The organism is Ruegeria sp. YTSC199 (genome assembly GCF_059609725.1).
The window spans coordinates 24,104-42,428 of record NZ_JBXWMF010000039.1; the positions used below are offsets into that span (position 1 = coordinate 24,104).

An 18,325-nucleotide genomic window follows, 5' to 3' on the forward strand; every position below is an offset into this window, starting at 1 on the left:
TTGTTGCTTTCAAATCTATCGAGAGCAGGTTTCAGTACGGTCTCATTTAAGGGCTGCCACTTCCCCAAGGAAGCAGTTTTGTACGCTCTATACATCCATTTGCGGTACGCAGTGCCTTATCGTGACTTGGAAGAGATAATGGGTGAACGCGGTGCGCGGATTGACCACGGCACTCACAACAAGCGGGTTGCGAAGCTTTCGCCAATGATCGCCGTGCGTGCGCAATCACAGAAATACCCAACACAGAAATCCTGGGGCAAGGCCGAGATCCACCAGCGTATGCTGGCAAGTGGATGTACCTTTATCGAGCTGTCGGCAAAGCAGGAAGCACGTTTGATTTCATGCTGCCTGAGCGCAGGAACCGTCCATCAGCAACGATGGTTCTTTGCCAAAGCGCTGTCTTCAAGTGGAATTCCAGGCAAGATCATCATCGACAAAAGTTCAGCTAACGCGGCGGGCATTCGAAAAGTGAACGAAACCCTTAGTCGGTTTGACTGCCCAACCGAAATTCAAGCCATCCGGTTCAAAAGTTTTAACGACATGATCGAGCAGGATCACAGTTTTATCCACGGCGTGACCGGCACATGTGCGGGTTCAAGTCGCTCAGCTTAGCTTCCGCGACATTGAATGGGATCGAAGTTGCCAACATGATCAGCAAGAGCCAATTCGACTTTCCGTGTGCCTCTGGGTTTCGTCAATTCGCTGAAGTCTTGAGAAAAGTGTGTCCAGCATATCCCTGATTCCGGCCGTTCCAATAGTTTGCGATACAACCGTCAGCGCGACTGCGTTCTGGTCACCGGACAATGAGCTGCATCGCTGGTTTCAATCACTGCTGGGCGCCTTCGACGGCATGGGGCGGTCGCAACTCCTTCGCACCTCTCGTTAGGGCAGCAGTTCTGATCTATGGGTGCGAATGTAATCTGCTGTGCGGAACACCAATGCGGCCAGAGTAGCTGTTGGGTTGATCGCGCCGGGTGTGGGAAACAGGCTTGCGCCAGCGACAAACAGATTGTCGACTTCATGCACCTGCCCGAAGGAGTTTGTTACCGATGCTAACGCATCATCGCCCATGATTGTACCACCAATCATGTGCATTGGATTTCGCGGCCCTGCCCAGGCGTCACGGGCCCCTGCGGCATTAAAGATGCGCAGACCCTCCTCCTTTGCCAGCTCTGATCTGGACGCATTCGCCCGCGGAAGCGAATTACTCACATGCGCTTGCGGCAATCCATAACGATCACGTTTTGACGCGTCGAGTTTGATGCAGTTTTCCGGAACGCTATCCTCCTCGCAAAGCACAGTCATGTTTCCATAGTGCAAACTGGCCTGACGCAGATATTCATCCAGAGCCGCGCCAAACAATTCCGGCTTTGCCAGAGCAGTCCCCAACAAATCGTTTGGTTTTGCTGCCTGTCCCACCAGCCAGGCGCGGCTGCCAAAGGCATCTTGTGCTGGTTGTTTGTCGTCATAGCCTTCCAAGCAGAGTGAATTGGCGCCGGACACACCCAAATGCGGTTCTGTTTCCTGCTTAAACAGCCCGTGGATGGTCGTGAGAGCGTGGGACATGAAATATCGCCCCAGTGTCTTGCTTCCATTGCCAAGTCCATCGGGATGCTTGTCACTGGAAGACAACAGCAGCAGCCGTGCATTCCAGATTGTATGACAGGCCGAGATGACAACGTCGGCGGGTTGCAGATTTTCCCGGCCCTGCTCATCAAGATACACAACACCGGTTGCCTTCGATCCTGAAGGGTCTGTTTCAACCCGTGACACGTAGGCATTGTGGCGCAGTTTAACCCCCGCCTCTCGGGCCCGTGGCCATTGCAGCACCAATGGGTTCGCCAATGCTCCGATCGGACAACCCGCATCGCACCAGCCGTCAAGCAGGCAACCTGCTCTCCCAACATACGGGACGGAGTTCACCGCCAGAGTGTTTGTCGTCAGCCTCAAACCTTCTGCATCAAACCCTGGTTTGATTGCCTGTGACTGTTTGGATAGGGAAATGGCCGACATGGGATAAGGCGCCGCTGATGGCGCATGGGAATCATTGTCCCCCGATACCCCGAAATAGGACTGCGCATGGTCATACCATGGTTGCAGATCATCATATCCTATGGGCCAGTCCAGACTTCGTCCGTACATAGATTTGACGTGAAAGTCGTCCGGATGCAGCCGGTACCAGTTCGCGTACCAATGCAGGCCCGCGCCGCCGGTCCCCCAACCCATGGCAAAATTCGCCGCCCCCACAAGGTCACCTGTTTCCAGAACTTCCGGCCCGGCCCATCTGAGCCTCCGCGACCAGATTTGCGAGCTGATCATTTCAGACAGATGGCGCTCCGGTCCGGCCTCAAGCACCAGTACTTCAAACCCCGCCTCACCCAATTCGGCCGCCATCGTGCTGCCAGCGATGCCAGAGCCGACAATGACGACTTCAACTTTGTCATGTGCCGCTTTCGCCATTGGCTCCCCGCGTTTTGGTTTAGCATATATGCGGTTAATTCGTTACCAGGGTCGCGGTGGCGGAATATGCGCCAGATAAGGGATGTTCAGATCCGAAAATCCCGCCTGCGTGCCATAAACCACATCCACCGCGTCGCTGCGTGAGATGAAATAGAAGAAATTCGGATCCGGGTCGGTCCAGACCTGCATATCCGAGGCTACAGCCGCCTCAACCAATTCCATCTGCTGGTTGTTGGTTATTTGGACAAATGGCAGGTTAAACCGGTGGATACATTCCTGCTCGATTCCGGCGAGACCCAGACGGTAAAATCCCGCCATGTCGCTGGCATTGAGGTACCGCAAGAGCAGTAGCGACGAGGCCTGATCTCCTGCAAGGCTTTGATCGACAAACTTTGCCACCCCGGCGTCTCCTGCGCCCGGCACGATAGTTGAGCACCAAGCAGTCAGAATCTCCGCTTCCTTTACCGTTAGTGCTTTGTAGATCTCACTTTCGACGGTTTTTGCCTCCGCATTTTTGGACAGGCTGCGCATCAAGGTGCTTGTCCCGAATGTGGTCGGGAGTATACGAGTCAAAAAGCGGCGTCTTCCCATCATTTGATCCGTCTCCGCCTATCGCAAATGGAACTTTCCATTGTCGCAGTCGTGCGGTTTTTGTCAAATTCCAGAGCTTTGCCGGTGTTGAACCTGAAAAAGCCCGACTGTCATGAATCAGCAACTCAAGTTGCATCGGATTGGTTTTCCCCTAACCCAGATGCAGGCTCAAAGGGTCGCAACCACAGAAAGGGTGCAGTCGTCCACGTCTTCTATAAGCCTGATAATACAGCCCTCACGATGATGGTGTTTGCATTACGACCTTGGCATCAATCAAACATTCAAACCCATCTAACGCCGAAACCCAAATTCGGTCTCATAGATTCTCGGAGACATCCCGCTGAACAAATCACGCAGTTTTTCAAGCTCAGCCTTAGGACCATGCAACTCTACCCCGGTGATCTCGACCAGGGCTTGTGTACTTTCAAAGATGTGTGTGCCCAATTCCATATGGCGGATCACTGCATCAGCGCTCTCGTAATCTTCGCGTGAAGCGGCCGTCCCATCCTTACCAAAACTATAGGCCGAAGCCACATGGCCAGGTTCCTGATTGCGCAGTTCTATCATTTCCGCACAGTTTTTTCGAAATGCCTCCGCATTCGCTGCGGACACGGAAAAATAGCCGACGACGGTAACAATCTGTGGAACGGACATAATACTTCCTCCAATAACCCGTTTAAATCATCCGTCGTCAGAATAGGCGGAGTCCGACCTGCCTTCAAAAGCAAAACTGCTTGAAGGCTGACCCTGTAAGACTGCTCAGGTCGCAGGACCGAAGGATGGATGCTTGATGACCCGGCAACATTGCATGTCCCGAGCGTTCCCTATACGTTCCTCCCTGCGATTCAAAGGGACACAGCTAAATGGTGAAAGTTGCGCTGATACTTACAAACGAGTTCGCTGACTGGGAGTACGCCTTGATAGGTGGTATCGGCGGTTCATTTTATGGGCTCAATGTGATGTACTTCTCTCCTACGCCAGGGCAATTGATCTCGATGGGCGGATTGACAGTTGTTGTCTCCAGAGGATTGAGCGATCTGGCCGATTGGCAACCGGACGTAGTGGCAGTCATTGGTGGTACCGTGTGGGATTCTGATGCCGCGCCTGACATTTCGGACCTGCTTGTGGCTCAAAATGAAAAAGGCGTTCCAATAGGGGGGATTTGTGGTGGCACCCTGGCCCTTGCCAGATCTGGATTGCTGAACGAGAAGCCGCATACTTCAAACGATACCGAATTTTTGGTCAAGAATGCCGTGGGATATGATGGCGTATCGCACTACGTTCAAAGTGCTTCGGCGGTTTCATCAGGTCGACTTATTACCGCTTCTGGAACAGCGCCTGTGAGCTTTGCTGCTGCGATCTTTGAAGCAGCCGGTGTTCCGCAAGAAACCGTTTCTCAGTTTATCGAATTGATTACGGCTGAGCACAATTAAATGCAGGCAGTCGCAACAATAGTATCGATAGCGGCCTCAGCGAACTTAGGTTCAAGACCCGTTCTTGTTTCATAGCCAGAAAATGACAGCTGCGACGAGAGCAACGGCGGAAAGGAATACTTTTGGGCACCTATCGTATCTGTTTGCGACACGCCGCCATGGTATTGCCAAGTTGTTTGCCGGCAGTTGAAAAGAGCTGTGAACGGCGCGGTCAGGAGGTCAACTCGAGGGCATGGCCATTCCAAAAATCGTAGGCATCCGATCGGGCGTGGCGGTACGAGTTGGCGGTGGCAGAACATGGTGTTGATCTGGTCGTGAGCGCAAAGGAACCTTTGGGCGTGTTTCGGAGATTTGAAGCGGCCCATCAGCTTTTCGCTTTTTCGGGTCGGCCGGTTCGATCCTTCAGCCCGAATGTTCAACCCCGTGTGCGCCCGGTGATCGGGTCCCGGTCATAGTACTCTGATTGGCTTGACGTAGCTACGCAGTTTGTCGGTGACGATGACACGCGGTTCGCCGATCCGGTCGATCAGTTGTTTCAGAAAACGTCCGGCGGCTTTTGCATTGCGTTGCCTTTACATCAGGATATCGAGCACGTTGCCATTGGCATCAACCGACCGCCAGATCCAAAATATTTCACCGTCCATCGAGATGACAACCTCGTCCAAATGCCACTTGTCTGCAGCCCACTGCGGCAACTGGATGAGAGACTAGTAAGCAAATTCCAGACTGACGGAATCGTCCTATCAGGGCACAGCTACACGGATGGCGGCCGACTGACAGGGTTGGTGATCCGGGGCAACAGGCCTTGACTTCAGCCCAATGCTGAATCCGGAAGTCTCTACCGGAAGCCCGGCCAATAACGGGTTCAACTACGCCAATTTCCTGCTCGGGGAACTGGGCATCCTAAACGGCAACAGCGAGATCGGGACCTTTGGCTCGGACGCTCTGACCGGGACGCGCGACAAGGGCATGATCCTGGGCTGCGACGGCAATGGTTTTGTCACCGGCGGCCAGGGCGATGGTCGGATCTCGGGCGGCAGCGGCAACGACCTGTTGAAAGGTGGATGCGGAGAAAACGTGATTGAAGGTGGCGCCGGGAACAATATGTCCTCCGGCGGGTGCAACTAAGAGGTGTTCGAATATGCACAATGGCTTGTGAAGACGGGAAGTGGACGAGCCGGGGGTAATAAGCCTATTGCATTTCTTAGTAAGGAATTTATGGGAAGGAAGAGCGTTGCAGAATTCTGCCTGCTGATTTTCCATTCTGGGCCGCTTGGCCGGAACAAATGCCTACACACTGCGCGGCCCCGTACGCCGTTCATATCACGACCATTTTTTTAGAAAACAACACCGAACGGAGATGCGAAAGATGCTCAGAACCCGAGCCTTCCTGCTTACGTCATTGACTGCATTGCTTTCCGGTTTGACATCATTGGCTGCTGCGCAAACCAACGATCCTGTGCCGGTAACAGTTGTGACGCTGCAAGCGCAGGACGTGACCTTGTTTTCGGAATTGCCGGGCCGCGTCGCCGCGCTGGGTGTGGCAGAGGTCAGGCCACAGGTCTCCGGAATCGTTGTCGAGCGCCTGTTTCAGGAAGGCGGCACCGTTCAGGAAGGTGATGCGATGTATCGCATCGACGACGACGTCTATGACGCGCAGGTCCAGCAGGCCACCGCAAGCGTTGCTCAGGCCAAGGCTCGGCTGACCGCTGCGGAAAAGGAAGAAAAACGCGTGGCCGAGCTGTTGCTGCGCAACGTGGCCAGCCAACAGGCGGTTGACAGTGCCGTGGCAGAACGCGACGCGGCCAAGGCCGCGTTGCTGGTGGCACAGGCGCAATTGCAAACCACAAAAATCGACCTGCAACACACGACGATCCGCGCGCCCCTTTCAGGCCGCGTAGGCCGGGCGCTGGCCACGCAAGGCGCGCTGGTGACCGCGCAACAGGCTGAACCGTTGGCTGTGATCCGGCAGATCGACCGTGTCTATGTGGACGTTGCCGTTTCCACTCAGGATGTGTTGCGATTCAATCGGGCCGTTGCATCGCAGACGGCAGCGTTACAAATGATTGACCCGACGGTGACGGTGTCGCTGGCGGATGGATCGACCTTTGATCAGACCGGTACGGTTCTTGCGGCGGAACCGCAAGTGGACCCGCAGACTGGTGTCTCGGTACTGCGGATCGAATTCCCGAACCCCAACCAGATTGTCCTGCCCGGCATGTATGTCACCGCGCATCTGCCGGTCGAAGTTCTGCGGGGCGCAGTGCTTGCACCGCAGCAGGGCGTCGCGCGCAACCGGCGCGGTCAGCCGACGGCGATGGTGGTAGACGACAACAACACCGTCGTCGAACGGATCCTTACGGTCCGGGGCACCGAGGGCAACAAATGGATCGTGACGGACGGTCTTGAAGCTGGCGACCGCCTGATCGTTGCAGGGCTGCAAAAGATAGGGGTCGGCGCGACGGTTGCGCCAACCGAGGAACCGGAGTCCTGAACCGCGCTGACGGATTTAAGCGCTCAGTCTCCCGCAACCAGATGTGAAAGTTCCCCATGGCACGTTTCTTCATCGACCGACCTGTATTTGCATGGGTCATTTCCATCCTGCTGATGGGCATCGGCACTTTGGCTGTCTTCAACTTGCCGGTGGCGCAATATCCGCAAATCGCCCCACCCACGGTCGAGGTTACCGCCTCCTATTCCGGCGCCTCGGCCCAGACCGTGAACAACACCGTGACTCAGGTGATCGAGGAACAGATGACCGGGCTCGACGGGCTGCGATACATCAGTTCGTCCTCGACATCGACCGGGTCTTCCACGGTGACGCTGACCTTTGAAACCGGCACCGACCCTGACATTGCGCAGGTGCAGGTTCAGAACAAGCTGAGTCAGGCGACGCCGCTGCTACCGGAAATCGTTCAGCGTCAGGGTGTTGTCGTCGAAAAATCTTCGGGCGGATTCCTTCTGGTGGCGGCGCTTGTTTCGACCGATGACCGCCTCGATGCGGTGGATTTGTCAGACTATATGGTATCGAACATGGTCGACGAGTTCAGCCGTTTGGAGGGTGTCGGCAATGTTCAGGTCTTTGGTGCGCAATATGCGATGCGGATTTGGTTGAACCCCGAACAATTGGCCGCATTCGAGCTGACGCCTACGGATATTGTACAGGCCGTTTCGGAAGAAAACGCCCAGGTCTCGGCGGGGTCCTTCGGCGCTTTGCCTGCGGTTGAAGGTCAGGCGCTTAACGCCACGATCACCGCGCAGTCGCTGCTGTCGACGCCCGAAGACTTTGAACAGATCGTGGTGCGCGCAGAAACCGATGGTGGGCTGGTTCTGCTGCGTGATGTGGCGCGGGTGGAGATCGGAGCGGAAAGCTATACCACATCCGCCTGGTTCAATGGCAAGCCCACCGCGGGTATGGCGATCCGGCTGGCCTCGGGCGCCAATGCTTTGGATACAGCCGAGCGCGTGAAGCACAAGCTAGATGAAGTCTCTGCCTTTTTCCCGGACGGCGTGGAATATGTCATACCCTATGACACCACCCCCTTTGTCGAGATCTCGATCGAAGAAGTGGTGCACACACTGATCGAGGCGATTGTACTGGTCTTCCTCGTCATGTTCCTGTTTCTGCAGAGTTTGCGCGCAACGATTATTCCGACCCTCGCTGTGCCGGTCGTGCTGCTTGGGACATTCGCGATCATCTCGGTCTTTGGGTTCACGATCAACACACTGACCATGTTAGCGATGGTTCTGGCCATCGGTCTGCTGGTGGATGATGCCATCGTCGTGGTCGAAAACGTCGAACGGATCATGGAGGAAGAGGGACTTTCCCCTTACGAGGCCACCAAGAAATCCATGAGTCAGATCACCGGTGCACTGGTCGGCATCGCCTTGGTGCTGTCGGCGGTGTTCATCCCGATGGCGTTCTTCGGTGGCTCCACCGGGGTCATTTACCAGCAATTCTCGATCACCATCGTCTCAGCCATGATGCTGTCAGTTGTGGTTGCGCTGACCTTGACGCCCGCCTTGTGCGCAACGCTTTTGCGCAAACCTGATCATGACAAACGCAATCGCGGCCTGTTCGGATGGTTCAACCGCGGATTCGACCGGCTGACCGAAAGCTATTCGTCACTGGTTGGATTCTCGATCCGGCGTCCACTGCGCGTGGGGCTGATCTATCTGCTGATCGGCGCTGCGATGGTTTTCCTGTTTGCGCGCACGCCGACCGGTTTTTTGCCCGAAGAGGATCAGGGCATCCTTTTCACTCTGGTTCAGGGTCCTACGGGCTCTACCGCTGAGGCGACAGAGGACGTGCTTGAACAGATTGAGCAGTATTATTTGGAGAGTGAGACCGAAAACGTCGTTTCTGTCTTTACCGTGCGTGGCTTCAGCTTCGCCGGGCAGGGCCAAAACATGGGTATTGCATTCATCAGCCTGAAGGATTGGGACGAACGAAACACTCCTGATCGAAGCGCTCAAGCCATTGCGGGCCGGGCCTTTGGGGCGTTCTCGCAAATTCAGGAAGCGTTTGTGTTCCCCATTGTTCCACCTGCGGTGATCGAACTTGGCAACGTCAGCGGCTTCGACTTCTACTTGCAGGCCCGTGACGGCCAAAGCCATGAAGAGCTGGTACAGGCGAGAAATCAATTGATGGGCCTTGCGGGGCAAAGTGAGACAATCGCCTCGATCCGTCCCAACGGGCTTGAGGACGCGGCCCAGTTCAACATCAATCTGGACTGGCGCGCCGCCGGTGCGATGGGCCTGTCTGCGCAGGAAGTGGGTGAGCTTTTGTCGGTGGCGTGGGCTGGGCGCTATGTGAACGACTTTCTGGACCGGGGCCGGATCAAACGCGTCTATGTTCAGGGGGATGCACCCTATCGCATGGTCCCCGAAGATATCGAGGCCTGGCGGGTTCGCAATGATGCAGGTGGTCTTGTGCCGCTGTCCAACTTTTCTTCCGCGAACTGGCAATTCGGTCCGCAGGGTCTGTACCGCAATAATGGTGTTTCGGCCATTCAACTGCAGGGCAGCCCTGCGCCAGGGTTCACCACCGGCGAAGCCATGGCAGAGATCGAGGCGCTGGCGCAGCAATTGCCGCCAGGATACCAGATCGCATGGACAGGCCTGTCGCTGGAGGAGCGGGAATCCGGGGATCAGGCGGGGATGCTCTATGCCCTCTCCCTTGCTGCCGTGTTCCTGTGTCTTGCGGCACTGTACGAAAGCTGGACCATCCCCTTTGCAGTGATGCTGGCCATGCCGATCGGTGTGACAGGATCGCTGGTCGGGGCCTGGCTGGGCGGATTTGAAAACGGAGTGTATTTCCAGGTCGCGCTGCTAACGGTGATTGGTCTGACCGGCAAAAATGCGATCCTGATCGTCGAGTTCGCCCGCGACAAGGTCGTAGCCGGTGAGCCTTTGCTGCAAGCCGTCAAGGACGCGGCGCATCAGCGGTTCAGGCCCATTCTGATGACTTCGATGGCGTTCTCTCTGGGTGTTCTGCCGCTGGTCCTGTCTTCGGGCGCTGGCGCGGGGGGGCGCACGGCAATGGGGTCTGGTGTGATGGGCGGTGTCATATCGGCCACCGTGCTGGGCGTTGTTTTTGTGCCAGTCTTCTTCGTGATGATCTACCGCGTGGTCAGACGCGTAGCCACCGAATGAAAAAAGTTACCCGGTTTTTGGACAACAGCAGTTGGTCACAACTGTCAGGGAGGCTTTGCCAAGTTGTTTGCCGGTGGTTGAAAAGAGCTGTGAACGGCGCGGTCAGGAGGTCAACTTGAGGGCATGGCCATTCCAAAGATCGTGGGCATCCGCATGGGTGTGGCGGTACGAGGTGTCGGAAAGGCGATAGCGGCGGGGCGGAACATCGTGTTCCTCTGGTCGTGAGCACAAAGGAATCTTTGGGCGTGTCTCGGATATTCGAAGCAGCCCATCAGCTTTTCGCTTTTTCGGGTCGTTCGGTGCGATCCTTCAGCCCGATTTTTCAACCCCGTGTGCGCCCGGTGGTCGGCGCCCGGACATAGTTCTCTGATTGGCTTGACGTAGCTGCGTAGTTTGTCGGTGACGATGACACGCGGTTCGCCAAACCTGTCGATGAGTTGTTTCAGAAAACGTCTGGCGGCTTTTGCATCGCGTTGCCGCTGCGCCAGGATATCGAGCACGTTCAAGTCCCTCCTTTGCGGCGCTGTTTTGGTGCGTGACCGATATCCCAGGCGACTTGGTGACCTGTTCCCCGGTGACAGCAACACAATGGCCGATATCGGTCAGACCCCTTCGTTGATATCAACAAATTGAACTCTCCGCTGGCCAGCGATTCAACCGCTCTGCAGGTCAGCGGGCCCTATGCTAAGTAACCAAAAAAGACGTGAATACAAAGTGTTCCCGCTGCTAGAGCGCAAGCACCAGACGGTCGGATTTTGCCCGAGATACACAGGTGCAGAGATAGCTGTTCGTAGACTGCTCCTCGGGGGTCAGAATGCCATCGCGATGATCCACTTCACCTTCAACAACATCGACCATGCACGACCCGCAGAGCCCTTCGGAGCAGCCGAAATCCACATGAACGCCGTTGGTTTTGAGTACGTCGAGGATCGTTTCGTCCTGTGACACCTTGTAGACAACACCTGTGGACTGAACCTCGATCTCAAAGCTGTCATTGGGTGCGTGCTCGATATCCGACACGGCAGCGAACCGTTCGAAATGGATCGCACCACCGCGCAGTGCGGTTCCAGCCTCCAATACGGCGTTCAGCATCGGCTCGGGGCCGCAGGCATAGACATCAGCACCCATCGGAATGGATTGCATCACCACCGCCAGATCGAACGGGCCATCGGTATCGTCGCAATGCAAGTGATACCATTCATCCAGACCCAGCGCGCGGAACTGTTTGTCCATTGCGGCGTAATCCTTGGAGCGTACAAGATAGTAGACCCGGAAATCCTGCCCCCGGTTCAGTAACTCGCGTGCCATTGCCACCAGCGGGGTTGCCCCGATCCCGCCCGCGATCAGGGTGACGTGCCGATCATGGCTTTCCAGCGGGAAATGATTGCGAGGCCCACCAATGGCAAACTTTGTACCCTCTTCCATGTCGTGCATGGTCCGCGAGCCGCCGCGCCCACCATCCTCGCGTTTTACGGCAACGTTGATCATGCGCCCGTCCTGGCTCCAGCTCCACAGCGAGTATTGGCGCACCAGATCATCGCTCAGGTGAACATCCACATGGGCGCCGGGCTCAAGACCGGTGAACCGACCGTCGAGGATTTCGAAGCAGAAATCCGATGTATCCGGGCTCAGTTCAGTTTTTCGGACAAGGCGCGCGACTTCGGTGTTCATCTGGTTTTCCATCATGTGTTTGTCGGTATGCCCTGCAGGTTACCGAATTCGTGTTCGGCGCCTGGTAATTTTGGACATAAAAAACGGGCCGTGCCAAAGCTGCAGAAAAAAACATGGTTTTCAATTGCAAAATTTTTCATATTCAGTTGAAGCAAGCTCAAGTTAAGTTTCAACGCAACGTAGCCCTGATGTCACGACGCCATTACAACCTACCCCCTCTTGCCACACTGTCCGCCTTTGAGGCAGCCGCGCGTCATCTGAGTTTCAAGGACGCAGCAAGCGAATTGTCCGTCACCCCAGGTGCCGTGAGCCATCAGATCAAGGCGCTGGAAACCGACCTGAGCGCGCCTCTGTTTATACGCAAGCATAGGGGTGTTGAACTCACCGAAGATGGCGCGGCTCTCTTTGAGGTTCTGGGCACATCTTTCCTCAAGGTGTCAAAGGTTCTGGAGCAAGTCCGCAGTGGTGATTCCGAAAACCACGCCACCGTGGGATCGACCACCGCAGTTGCCGCCTTGTGGCTATCCCCGTCCGTTATCCGGTTCTGGCAGGAACATCCGCACGTTAAAGTGAATCAGATGGCGCAGGACACATCCTTTGCCGACCGTCCCGATCTGGATTTCTTTATCCGCTACGGGCAGGATCCGAACTCCTCGTTGCCTCATACAAAGCTTTATCGCGATACCCTGACACCAGTGTGCAGCCCCGATTTGGCCGCTGAGTTGAAGGGAGCCAGCCTGAGCGACCTGACAGAGCATCGCCTGATCCATCTGGAAACCAGAGACAATACATGGACGACGTGGCCGGAATGGTTTCACGAGATCGGGTTTTCCGGCAATATACCGGCGCAATCGCGAGTCAACAGTTACGCGCTAGCCCTGCAAGTGGCCCGCAAGGGGGCTGGCCTCGCACTGGGGTGGAAGCGACTGATTCAACCGATGCTCAGCTCGGGCAAGCTGGTAGCACTTGAAGAGTTCAGTATTCCGGCCCCAAACAATTTCTATCTGGTGGGGCGCGAGGATGAACATCTTCCCGAAGGCGCACTGGCTCTCAAAAACTGGCTGCTAGACGAAGTTCAGGGCGGATCGGTTTAGCCAGTCTCACTTACCGGTTAGGTTTTTTGGTATTGAAGACAGACCTGATGCGCTGCCAATGGGGAAGAAATCCAAAGCTACAGACACACTCAGGAGTGACCGATGAACAAGCATGCATCGCTTTCGTCCGTTCTAACCCCGGTAAACACAGCCAAGGGACTGCCGAACGAGCACTATATCGACCCCGCCGTTTTTGCCGAAGAACGGGAGTCGGTCCTGTTTACCAACTGGTCCGGTATCGGTTTTGGCAAGGACATCCCCGAGGCAGGCGATGCGAAACCGGTCGACTTCCTGGGGATGCCCATCCTGATGGTCCGCGACCGCAATGGTGAGATCGGCGTGTTCCAAAACACCTGCCGTCACCGTGGTATGATCTTGGTCGACAAGCCTCAGAAAATCCGCGGCGCGATCCGCTGCCCTTATCACAGCTGGTGCTATGGCCTTAATGGCGAGCTGCGCACTGCCCCCCATGTAGGCGGCCCCGGTCAGAACACCCACGAAGATCTGGATTTTGCTAAACTGGGCCTAATGCGCATTCGGTCATACGTCTGGCGTGACGTAGTTTTCGTAAATGTAGACGGCAACGCGCCTGAGTTCGAAGAGGTTCACGGCGAGTTGATGGAGCGCTGGAAAGAGTTCGAACAGCCGATGTATCATGGCGGTGCCGGTGCCTCGGTGCGTCTGGAACTGGACGCGAACTGGAAACTGGCCGTTGAGAACTTTTGTGAAAGCTACCATCTGCCGTGGGTTCACCCCGGTCTGAACAGCTATTCCCGTCTGGAAGATCACTACAACATCAACGAGTTGGGCAAATACTCCGGTCAGGGTACCTATGTGTATCGCCAATTCGAAGGTCAGGATGGTGAGAAACTAAGCGATTTCCGGGGGCTCAGCGAAAAATGGATGGAAGGCGCGGAATACATCGTCGTCTATCCGAACGTCATGCTGGGTGTGCAGCGCGACCACGGCTTTGCCTTTATCCTCGAGCCGGTGACACAGGAAAGGACCATCGAGCATATAGAACTCTATTATGCTCAGAAACCAGAAGACGCGCCCCAGCATGAGGCGCTGCGGGCCAAGAACTCGGCGCTGTGGAACACCGTGTTCCAGGAAGACGTGTTTGTTGTTGAGGGTATGCAAAAGGGCCGCCATGGCGTTCTGTTCGATGGTGGCCGTTTCTCTCCCGCCATGGACGGGCCGACCCACTGCTTCCACCACTGGGTGGCGACTCAGGTCGAAAAAGGCCGCGCCGGAGCATGAACGGCTTTCTGAACGACGGTCTGGCCGGAACCTATCTGGCCGGGTCGTGGGTTGAACGCGATAAGGACGCTGCCATTGCAATTGAAGATCCCGCCAATCAGGATCTTGGGGCGGGTTGCGCGCAGGCGAGCGAGAACACTCAGGCCCCAGCGCTGGAAGCGGCGCGGGATGAATTCACCGAAGCGACACAATACTTCGAATACTACGGCGGTGTGACCGACAAGATCGAAGGCAAGTCGATCCCCTTGGGTCCAAACTATACCGACTATACCGTTTTCGAACCCTACGGGGTGTCGGCACAGATCGTGCCGTGGAACTTCCCGGTGTCCATTGCGGGCCGGTCGCAGGCGCTGTCGAAGGCGGCGGACAATTCGACCATCATCAAAATCGCCGGAACTGGACCCGATCAGTCTGGCCACGCTGGGCGTGGCACTGGAGCGTGCGGAGGTGCCCGCAGGCACCGTGTCGGTCCTGAATGGCATCCGCTTGGACCTGTACAAAAAGCTGGTGGCGAGTTCCCAGGTGGATCAGATCGAGTTTACCGGCGCGGTTTCCACGGGTCAGCACGTCCTGCGGTTGGCGGCCAATAACGTGATCCTGTTGCTGATGGAGCTGGGTGGCAAATCCGCCGCTGTTGCCCTGGAAGACGCTGATATGGGCACGCTGTTGTCCAGCCTGCAATGCGGTATCCTTTACAATGCCGGTCACCTCTGTCCGCCAATTGCAGTGCGTCGAAGAGATCACCTCGACCGCCCGTCAGGCCGGTGTCCACGTCGCCGCGGGTGGCGCGCGTCTGAATCGCAACGGCTACATCATGACCCCAACCAATCTGGTCGAAGTCGACCCCTCCAGCCGAGCGATGCAGGAAGAGATCTTGGCCCTGTGACCTGCTTTACCCCCGTCGAGACCGAGGCCGAGGCCAACGCTACCGAGTTTGGGCTGGTCGCGTGCATCTTTATCCGTGATCTGGCGCGGGCGCATCGGGTGGCACGCAAGCTTCTGGCCGGTCAGGTTTTTGTCAATTAATGGTTCGCCGGCGGAATATCGCCCCCGTTCGGGGGGGTAAGTCGCGCCTCGGGCGTGAAAAAGGACTTCAGGAGTTTTATAACTACGTGCGCACCATGAACATTGCTATTTCGCTGAAAGGCTGACCATGGATCTGGACAAGCTGGATAAACAATTGCTTCAGGCACATGCGGACAATGATGTGCCCGCGCTGATCCACCTGTACCACGAGGCGGCAAATCAGGCTGAGTTGCGGCAGGATTCCGATGCGGCCTGTTTCTACCTGACCCATGCCTTCGTCTTTGCGCTTGAATACGGCGCACCCGAGGCGGATGAGTTGAACCAAAAACTCGTTGCACGCGGTCGTGCGCATCGTCTGAAGTTTTGAGAAGGCCGCAGCGTCACGCGCCTGCGCTCTGACGCACTGCTTCCGTTTTGTTGTCCCCGATCCATGAGTTTAACCAACCTCACCCCACCTTGAATTTTGTGGACATTGTCGATGGCGCCCGGTTCGTGAAAGAAACCCAACGACACAAAACGCGCGAGATAACAAAATGCAAACAGAAGCTCAGGCCGTGGTCATCGGTGGCGGTGTAATCGGGTGCTCTATTCTATACCATTTGACCAAATTGGGGTGGTCGGATGTGGTTTTGCTGGAACGGGATGAGTTGACGTCAGGCTCAACCTGGCATGCGGCGGCGAATATTCACGGCCTGCATGACAGCACCAATATCAGCCGCATCCAGCACTATACGATGAGCTTGTATAAGGCGCTGGAGGAAGAGACAGGCCAAAGCTGCGGCGTGTTCCAACCTGGCTCGCTGTACCTGGCCCAGACCGAAGAGCGTGAGCATCAGCTCAAACTGCAGGCGGCCAAGGCCAAGCTATATGGCATGAATTTCTATGAGATCAGCATCGAAGAAGCGCAAAAGCTGAACCCGCTGGTCAATTACGACGGCATCCGCTGCGTGATGTTCGAACCCGATGGCGGCAATGTCGACCCGTCGGGTGTGACCAACGCCTATGCCGTCGGCGCGCGTCAGCGCGGGGCCAAAATTCACCGCTTTACCCCAGTCACCGCAACCGAGCAACAGGACGACGGCACCTGGATCGTAGAAACGCCCAAAGGGGAAATCAGGACGCCTTGGGTGATAAATGCCGCCGGTCTGTGGGGGCGCGAAGTGGCGAGACTGGCGGGGATTGAGCTGCCGTTGCAACCGACTGAGCACCAATATTTTGTGACCGAAACCATGACCGATGTCGAAGCGCACGGCACCCGCCTGCCCTCGGTCTCGGACCGCGATGGTGAATACTATCTGCGTCAGGAAGGTCAGGGTCTGCTGATCGGCGCTTATGAGAAGGGCATGAAGTTCTGGGCCGAGGACGGCACCCCGCTGGACTTTGCCCATGACCTGTTCCCCGACGATCTGGAACGAATAGAAGAGAACATGATGAACGCTATCGAGCGCCTACCCGCCGTGGGAGAGGCCGGGATCAAACGCGTCATCAACGGTCCGATGATTTGGTCGCCGGATTCGAATGTTCTGATGGGACCGGTCCCTGAGGTTGATGGCTATTTCTGCTGCAACGGCATCATCCCCGGTTTCTCGCAATCCGGTGGTATGGGCCTAATGGCGGCACAGTGGATCATCGAGGGCGAAACCGAATACGACTTGTTTGCCTGGGACATGGCGCGGTTTGGCAGCTGGGCCACAAAGGAATTCACCAAGGCCAAAGTACAGGATCAATACGCGCACCGCTTTGCCATCCATTTTCCGAACGAGGAACGCAGCGCAGGCCGCCCGGCCCGTGTGCGCCCGATCTACGAGACCCAAAAAGCGATGGGTGCCGTCTTTGGCCTAAATGTTGGTTGGGAGCACCCGCTGTGGTTCGCGAATGCGCCCGGAACCGTGGATACCAACGGCTTTACTCGTCAGAACTGGTGGGGACCTGTGGGCGAGGAATGCAGGATGCTGCGCGACCGCGCCGGCATCATCGATATCTCGAACTTTGCCAAATATACCTGCAAGGGTCCGGGTGCCGCGGACTGGCTAAACGCCGTCTTCGCCAACACTATACCCAAGGCGGTGGGCCGGTCGTGCCTGACCCCGCTGATCTCGAAACGTGGCGGTATCGCGGGCGACTTTACTGTCACCCGCGTGGCCGAGGATGAGTTCTGGATCATCGGCTCGGGCATGGCCGAACGCTATCACAAGCGGTACTTCAAGCAGGTTCCTCTACCCGAGGGCACCACCTTCGAAAGCAAAACCGAAGCGATGTGCGGCTTCAACGTCGCGGGCCCGAAATCGCGCGAAATCCTGCAACAACTGACTAACGCGTCGCTGGCGACCAAGGATTTCCCGTTCATGCGCTCGGCCATGATCGAACTGGCGGGCGTTGAGGTTCTGGCACTTCGCGTGTCCTTCACCGGCGATCTGGGGTGGGAATTGCACTGCACCACCGAAAATCAGGCGCGTCTGTACGATGCGCTGATCGAAGCGGGTAAAGAGCTTGGTGCAGGCCCCGTCGGTAGTCGCGCGCTGATGTCGTTGAGGATCGAAAAGGGCTATGGTTCGTGGGGCCGCGAATACAGTCCGGAATACTGGCCTCACGAGGTGGGCTTGGACGGTTTGTGCAAGTTCGACAAGGACTTCCTGAATAAAGAAGCCGCGCGGAAGGTTCTGGAAAACCCGGCGCGCGAACAGCTGGTTCTTCTGCGTCTGGACGAGGCCAACGTGACCGCCTCCAACGCCGATGCAACCGGTGGCGAGCCGATCTTCAAGGATGGCGAGGGTATAGGGCGCGTGACCTCGGGCACTTATGGCTACACTGTCGGCATGTCGCTGGCCTTGGGCTACGTCAAAAACGCTCAGCCGGGGGATGAGGTTGAGGTCATGGTTCTCGGGCGCCCGCACAAGGCGGTTATTCTGCACGAGCCGCCCTTTGATGCAGCGGGTAAAGTGTTGCGGGATTAAGCCAGTCCCCATGAAGAACGCGCCGGCCGTATCGGCTGGCGCGTCTTAGCTAGGGCCAGGATGCATTGATTTTGAAAGCGCTGCATGATTCACGGTTCGAAAAGCGGAGCGGTGATATGAGCGACCTTTTCTGGCTGACTGACAAGCAGATGGCCAAACTTTCCCCTTTCTTCCCGCGGTC

13 protein-coding genes and 6 pseudogenes are annotated in these 18,325 nt (G+C 56.5%); 12 read left to right on the forward strand and 7 right to left on the reverse strand.

What is annotated here, in order from left to right; all coding sequences use genetic code 11:
• Positions 1 to 3 precede the first annotated feature (3 nt).
• Positions 4 to 740, forward strand: a pseudogene (locus AC2FEE_RS23890) (IS6 family transposase).
• Between the two features lie 142 nt (positions 741 to 882).
• Here the strand turns inward: AC2FEE_RS23890 and AC2FEE_RS23895 are convergent.
• The 3 genes from AC2FEE_RS23895 to AC2FEE_RS23905 form a co-directional block, all read right to left on the reverse strand.
• A complete protein-coding gene (locus tag AC2FEE_RS23895; protein ID WP_496867947.1) occupies positions 883 to 2,460 on the reverse strand; it encodes a GMC family oxidoreductase in 1,578 nt (525 codons plus the stop codon).
• A 42-nt stretch (positions 2,461 to 2,502) separates the two neighbouring features.
• Positions 2,503 to 3,054, reverse strand: a complete 552-nt coding sequence (locus AC2FEE_RS23900; RefSeq protein WP_496867948.1) for a gluconate 2-dehydrogenase subunit 3 family protein — start codon at positions 3,052 to 3,054, stop codon at positions 2,503 to 2,505.
• Between the two features lie 288 nt (positions 3,055 to 3,342).
• The gene (locus AC2FEE_RS23905; protein ID WP_496867949.1) at positions 3,343 to 3,705 is read right to left on the reverse strand and encodes an antibiotic biosynthesis monooxygenase; all 363 of its coding nucleotides are present in this window, start codon (positions 3,703 to 3,705) and stop codon (positions 3,343 to 3,345) included.
• Positions 3,706 to 3,914: 209 nt separating this feature from the next.
• Here AC2FEE_RS23905 and AC2FEE_RS23910 point away from each other — a divergent pair, with 209 nt between their 5' ends.
• Complete coding sequence (locus tag AC2FEE_RS23910; protein ID WP_496867950.1) at positions 3,915 to 4,484, forward strand: DJ-1/PfpI family protein; 570 nt, start codon at positions 3,915 to 3,917, stop codon at positions 4,482 to 4,484.
• Between the two features lie 69 nt (positions 4,485 to 4,553).
• On the opposite strand, the pseudogene AC2FEE_RS23915 reads toward AC2FEE_RS23910, so the two are convergent.
• Positions 4,554 to 4,643, reverse strand: a pseudogene (locus tag AC2FEE_RS23915) (IS5/IS1182 family transposase); the annotation flags it as partial.
• Positions 4,644 to 4,695: 52 nt separating this feature from the next.
• Positions 4,696 to 5,164 (reverse strand): annotated as a pseudogene (locus AC2FEE_RS23920) (IS6 family transposase); the annotation flags it as partial.
• A 139-nt stretch (positions 5,165 to 5,303) separates the two neighbouring features.
• Here AC2FEE_RS23920 and AC2FEE_RS23925 point away from each other — a divergent pair.
• The 3 genes from AC2FEE_RS23925 (at position 5,304) to AC2FEE_RS23935 (ending at position 10,139) form a co-directional block, all read left to right on the forward strand.
• A complete protein-coding gene (locus AC2FEE_RS23925; RefSeq protein ID WP_496867951.1) occupies positions 5,304 to 5,612 on the forward strand; it encodes a hypothetical protein in 309 nt (102 codons plus the stop codon).
• A 241-nt stretch (positions 5,613 to 5,853) separates the two neighbouring features.
• Positions 5,854 to 6,978, forward strand: coding sequence for an efflux RND transporter periplasmic adaptor subunit (locus AC2FEE_RS23930; RefSeq protein WP_496867952.1), 1,125 nt, complete (start codon positions 5,854 to 5,856; stop codon positions 6,976 to 6,978).
• A 56-nt stretch (positions 6,979 to 7,034) separates the two neighbouring features.
• Positions 7,035 to 10,139, forward strand: a complete 3,105-nt coding sequence (locus tag AC2FEE_RS23935) for an efflux RND transporter permease subunit (RefSeq protein WP_496867953.1) — start codon at positions 7,035 to 7,037, stop codon at positions 10,137 to 10,139.
• Between the two features lie 102 nt (positions 10,140 to 10,241).
• On the opposite strand, the pseudogene AC2FEE_RS23940 reads toward AC2FEE_RS23935, so the two are convergent.
• A pseudogene (locus AC2FEE_RS23940) lies at positions 10,242 to 10,642 on the reverse strand (DDE-type integrase/transposase/recombinase); the annotation flags it as partial.
• Positions 10,643 to 10,865: 223 nt separating this feature from the next.
• Positions 10,866 to 11,810, reverse strand: a complete 945-nt coding sequence (locus tag AC2FEE_RS23945) for a PDR/VanB family oxidoreductase (protein WP_496867954.1) — start codon at positions 11,808 to 11,810, stop codon at positions 10,866 to 10,868.
• 188 nt (positions 11,811 to 11,998) lie between these two features.
• Between AC2FEE_RS23945 and AC2FEE_RS23950 the strand changes: the two genes are divergently transcribed.
• The 7 genes and pseudogenes from AC2FEE_RS23950 (at position 11,999) to AC2FEE_RS23980 (ending at position 18,144) form a co-directional block, all read left to right on the forward strand.
• Positions 11,999 to 12,904, forward strand: coding sequence for a LysR substrate-binding domain-containing protein (locus AC2FEE_RS23950; protein WP_496867955.1), 906 nt, complete (start codon positions 11,999 to 12,001; stop codon positions 12,902 to 12,904).
• A gap of 102 nt (positions 12,905 to 13,006) precedes the next feature.
• Positions 13,007 to 14,164 (forward strand): aromatic ring-hydroxylating oxygenase subunit alpha, encoded by a 1,158-nt coding sequence (locus AC2FEE_RS23955; protein ID WP_496867956.1) that lies wholly within the window; start codon positions 13,007 to 13,009, stop codon positions 14,162 to 14,164.
• A pseudogene (locus AC2FEE_RS23960) lies at positions 14,161 to 14,535 on the forward strand (aldehyde dehydrogenase family protein); the annotation flags it as partial. The gene AC2FEE_RS23955 and the pseudogene AC2FEE_RS23960, both read left to right, overlap by 4 nt.
• Before the next feature lie 55 nt (positions 14,536 to 14,590).
• A pseudogene (locus tag AC2FEE_RS23965) lies at positions 14,591 to 15,050 on the forward strand (aldehyde dehydrogenase family protein).
• Positions 15,047 to 15,190 (forward strand): aldehyde dehydrogenase family protein, encoded by a 144-nt coding sequence (locus tag AC2FEE_RS23970; protein ID WP_496867957.1) that lies wholly within the window; start codon positions 15,047 to 15,049, stop codon positions 15,188 to 15,190. The pseudogene AC2FEE_RS23965 and the gene AC2FEE_RS23970 overlap by 4 nt, the downstream one beginning before the upstream one ends.
• Before the next feature lie 127 nt (positions 15,191 to 15,317).
• Positions 15,318 to 15,557: a hypothetical protein gene (locus tag AC2FEE_RS23975; protein WP_496867958.1), complete on the forward strand. Its 240-nt coding sequence runs from the start codon at positions 15,318 to 15,320 to the stop codon at positions 15,555 to 15,557.
• A 166-nt stretch (positions 15,558 to 15,723) separates the two neighbouring features.
• Entirely contained in the window at positions 15,724 to 18,144 is a 2,421-nt protein-coding gene (locus tag AC2FEE_RS23980; protein ID WP_496867959.1) for a GcvT family protein, read from the forward strand.
• Positions 18,145 to 18,325: the final 181 nt, after the last annotated feature.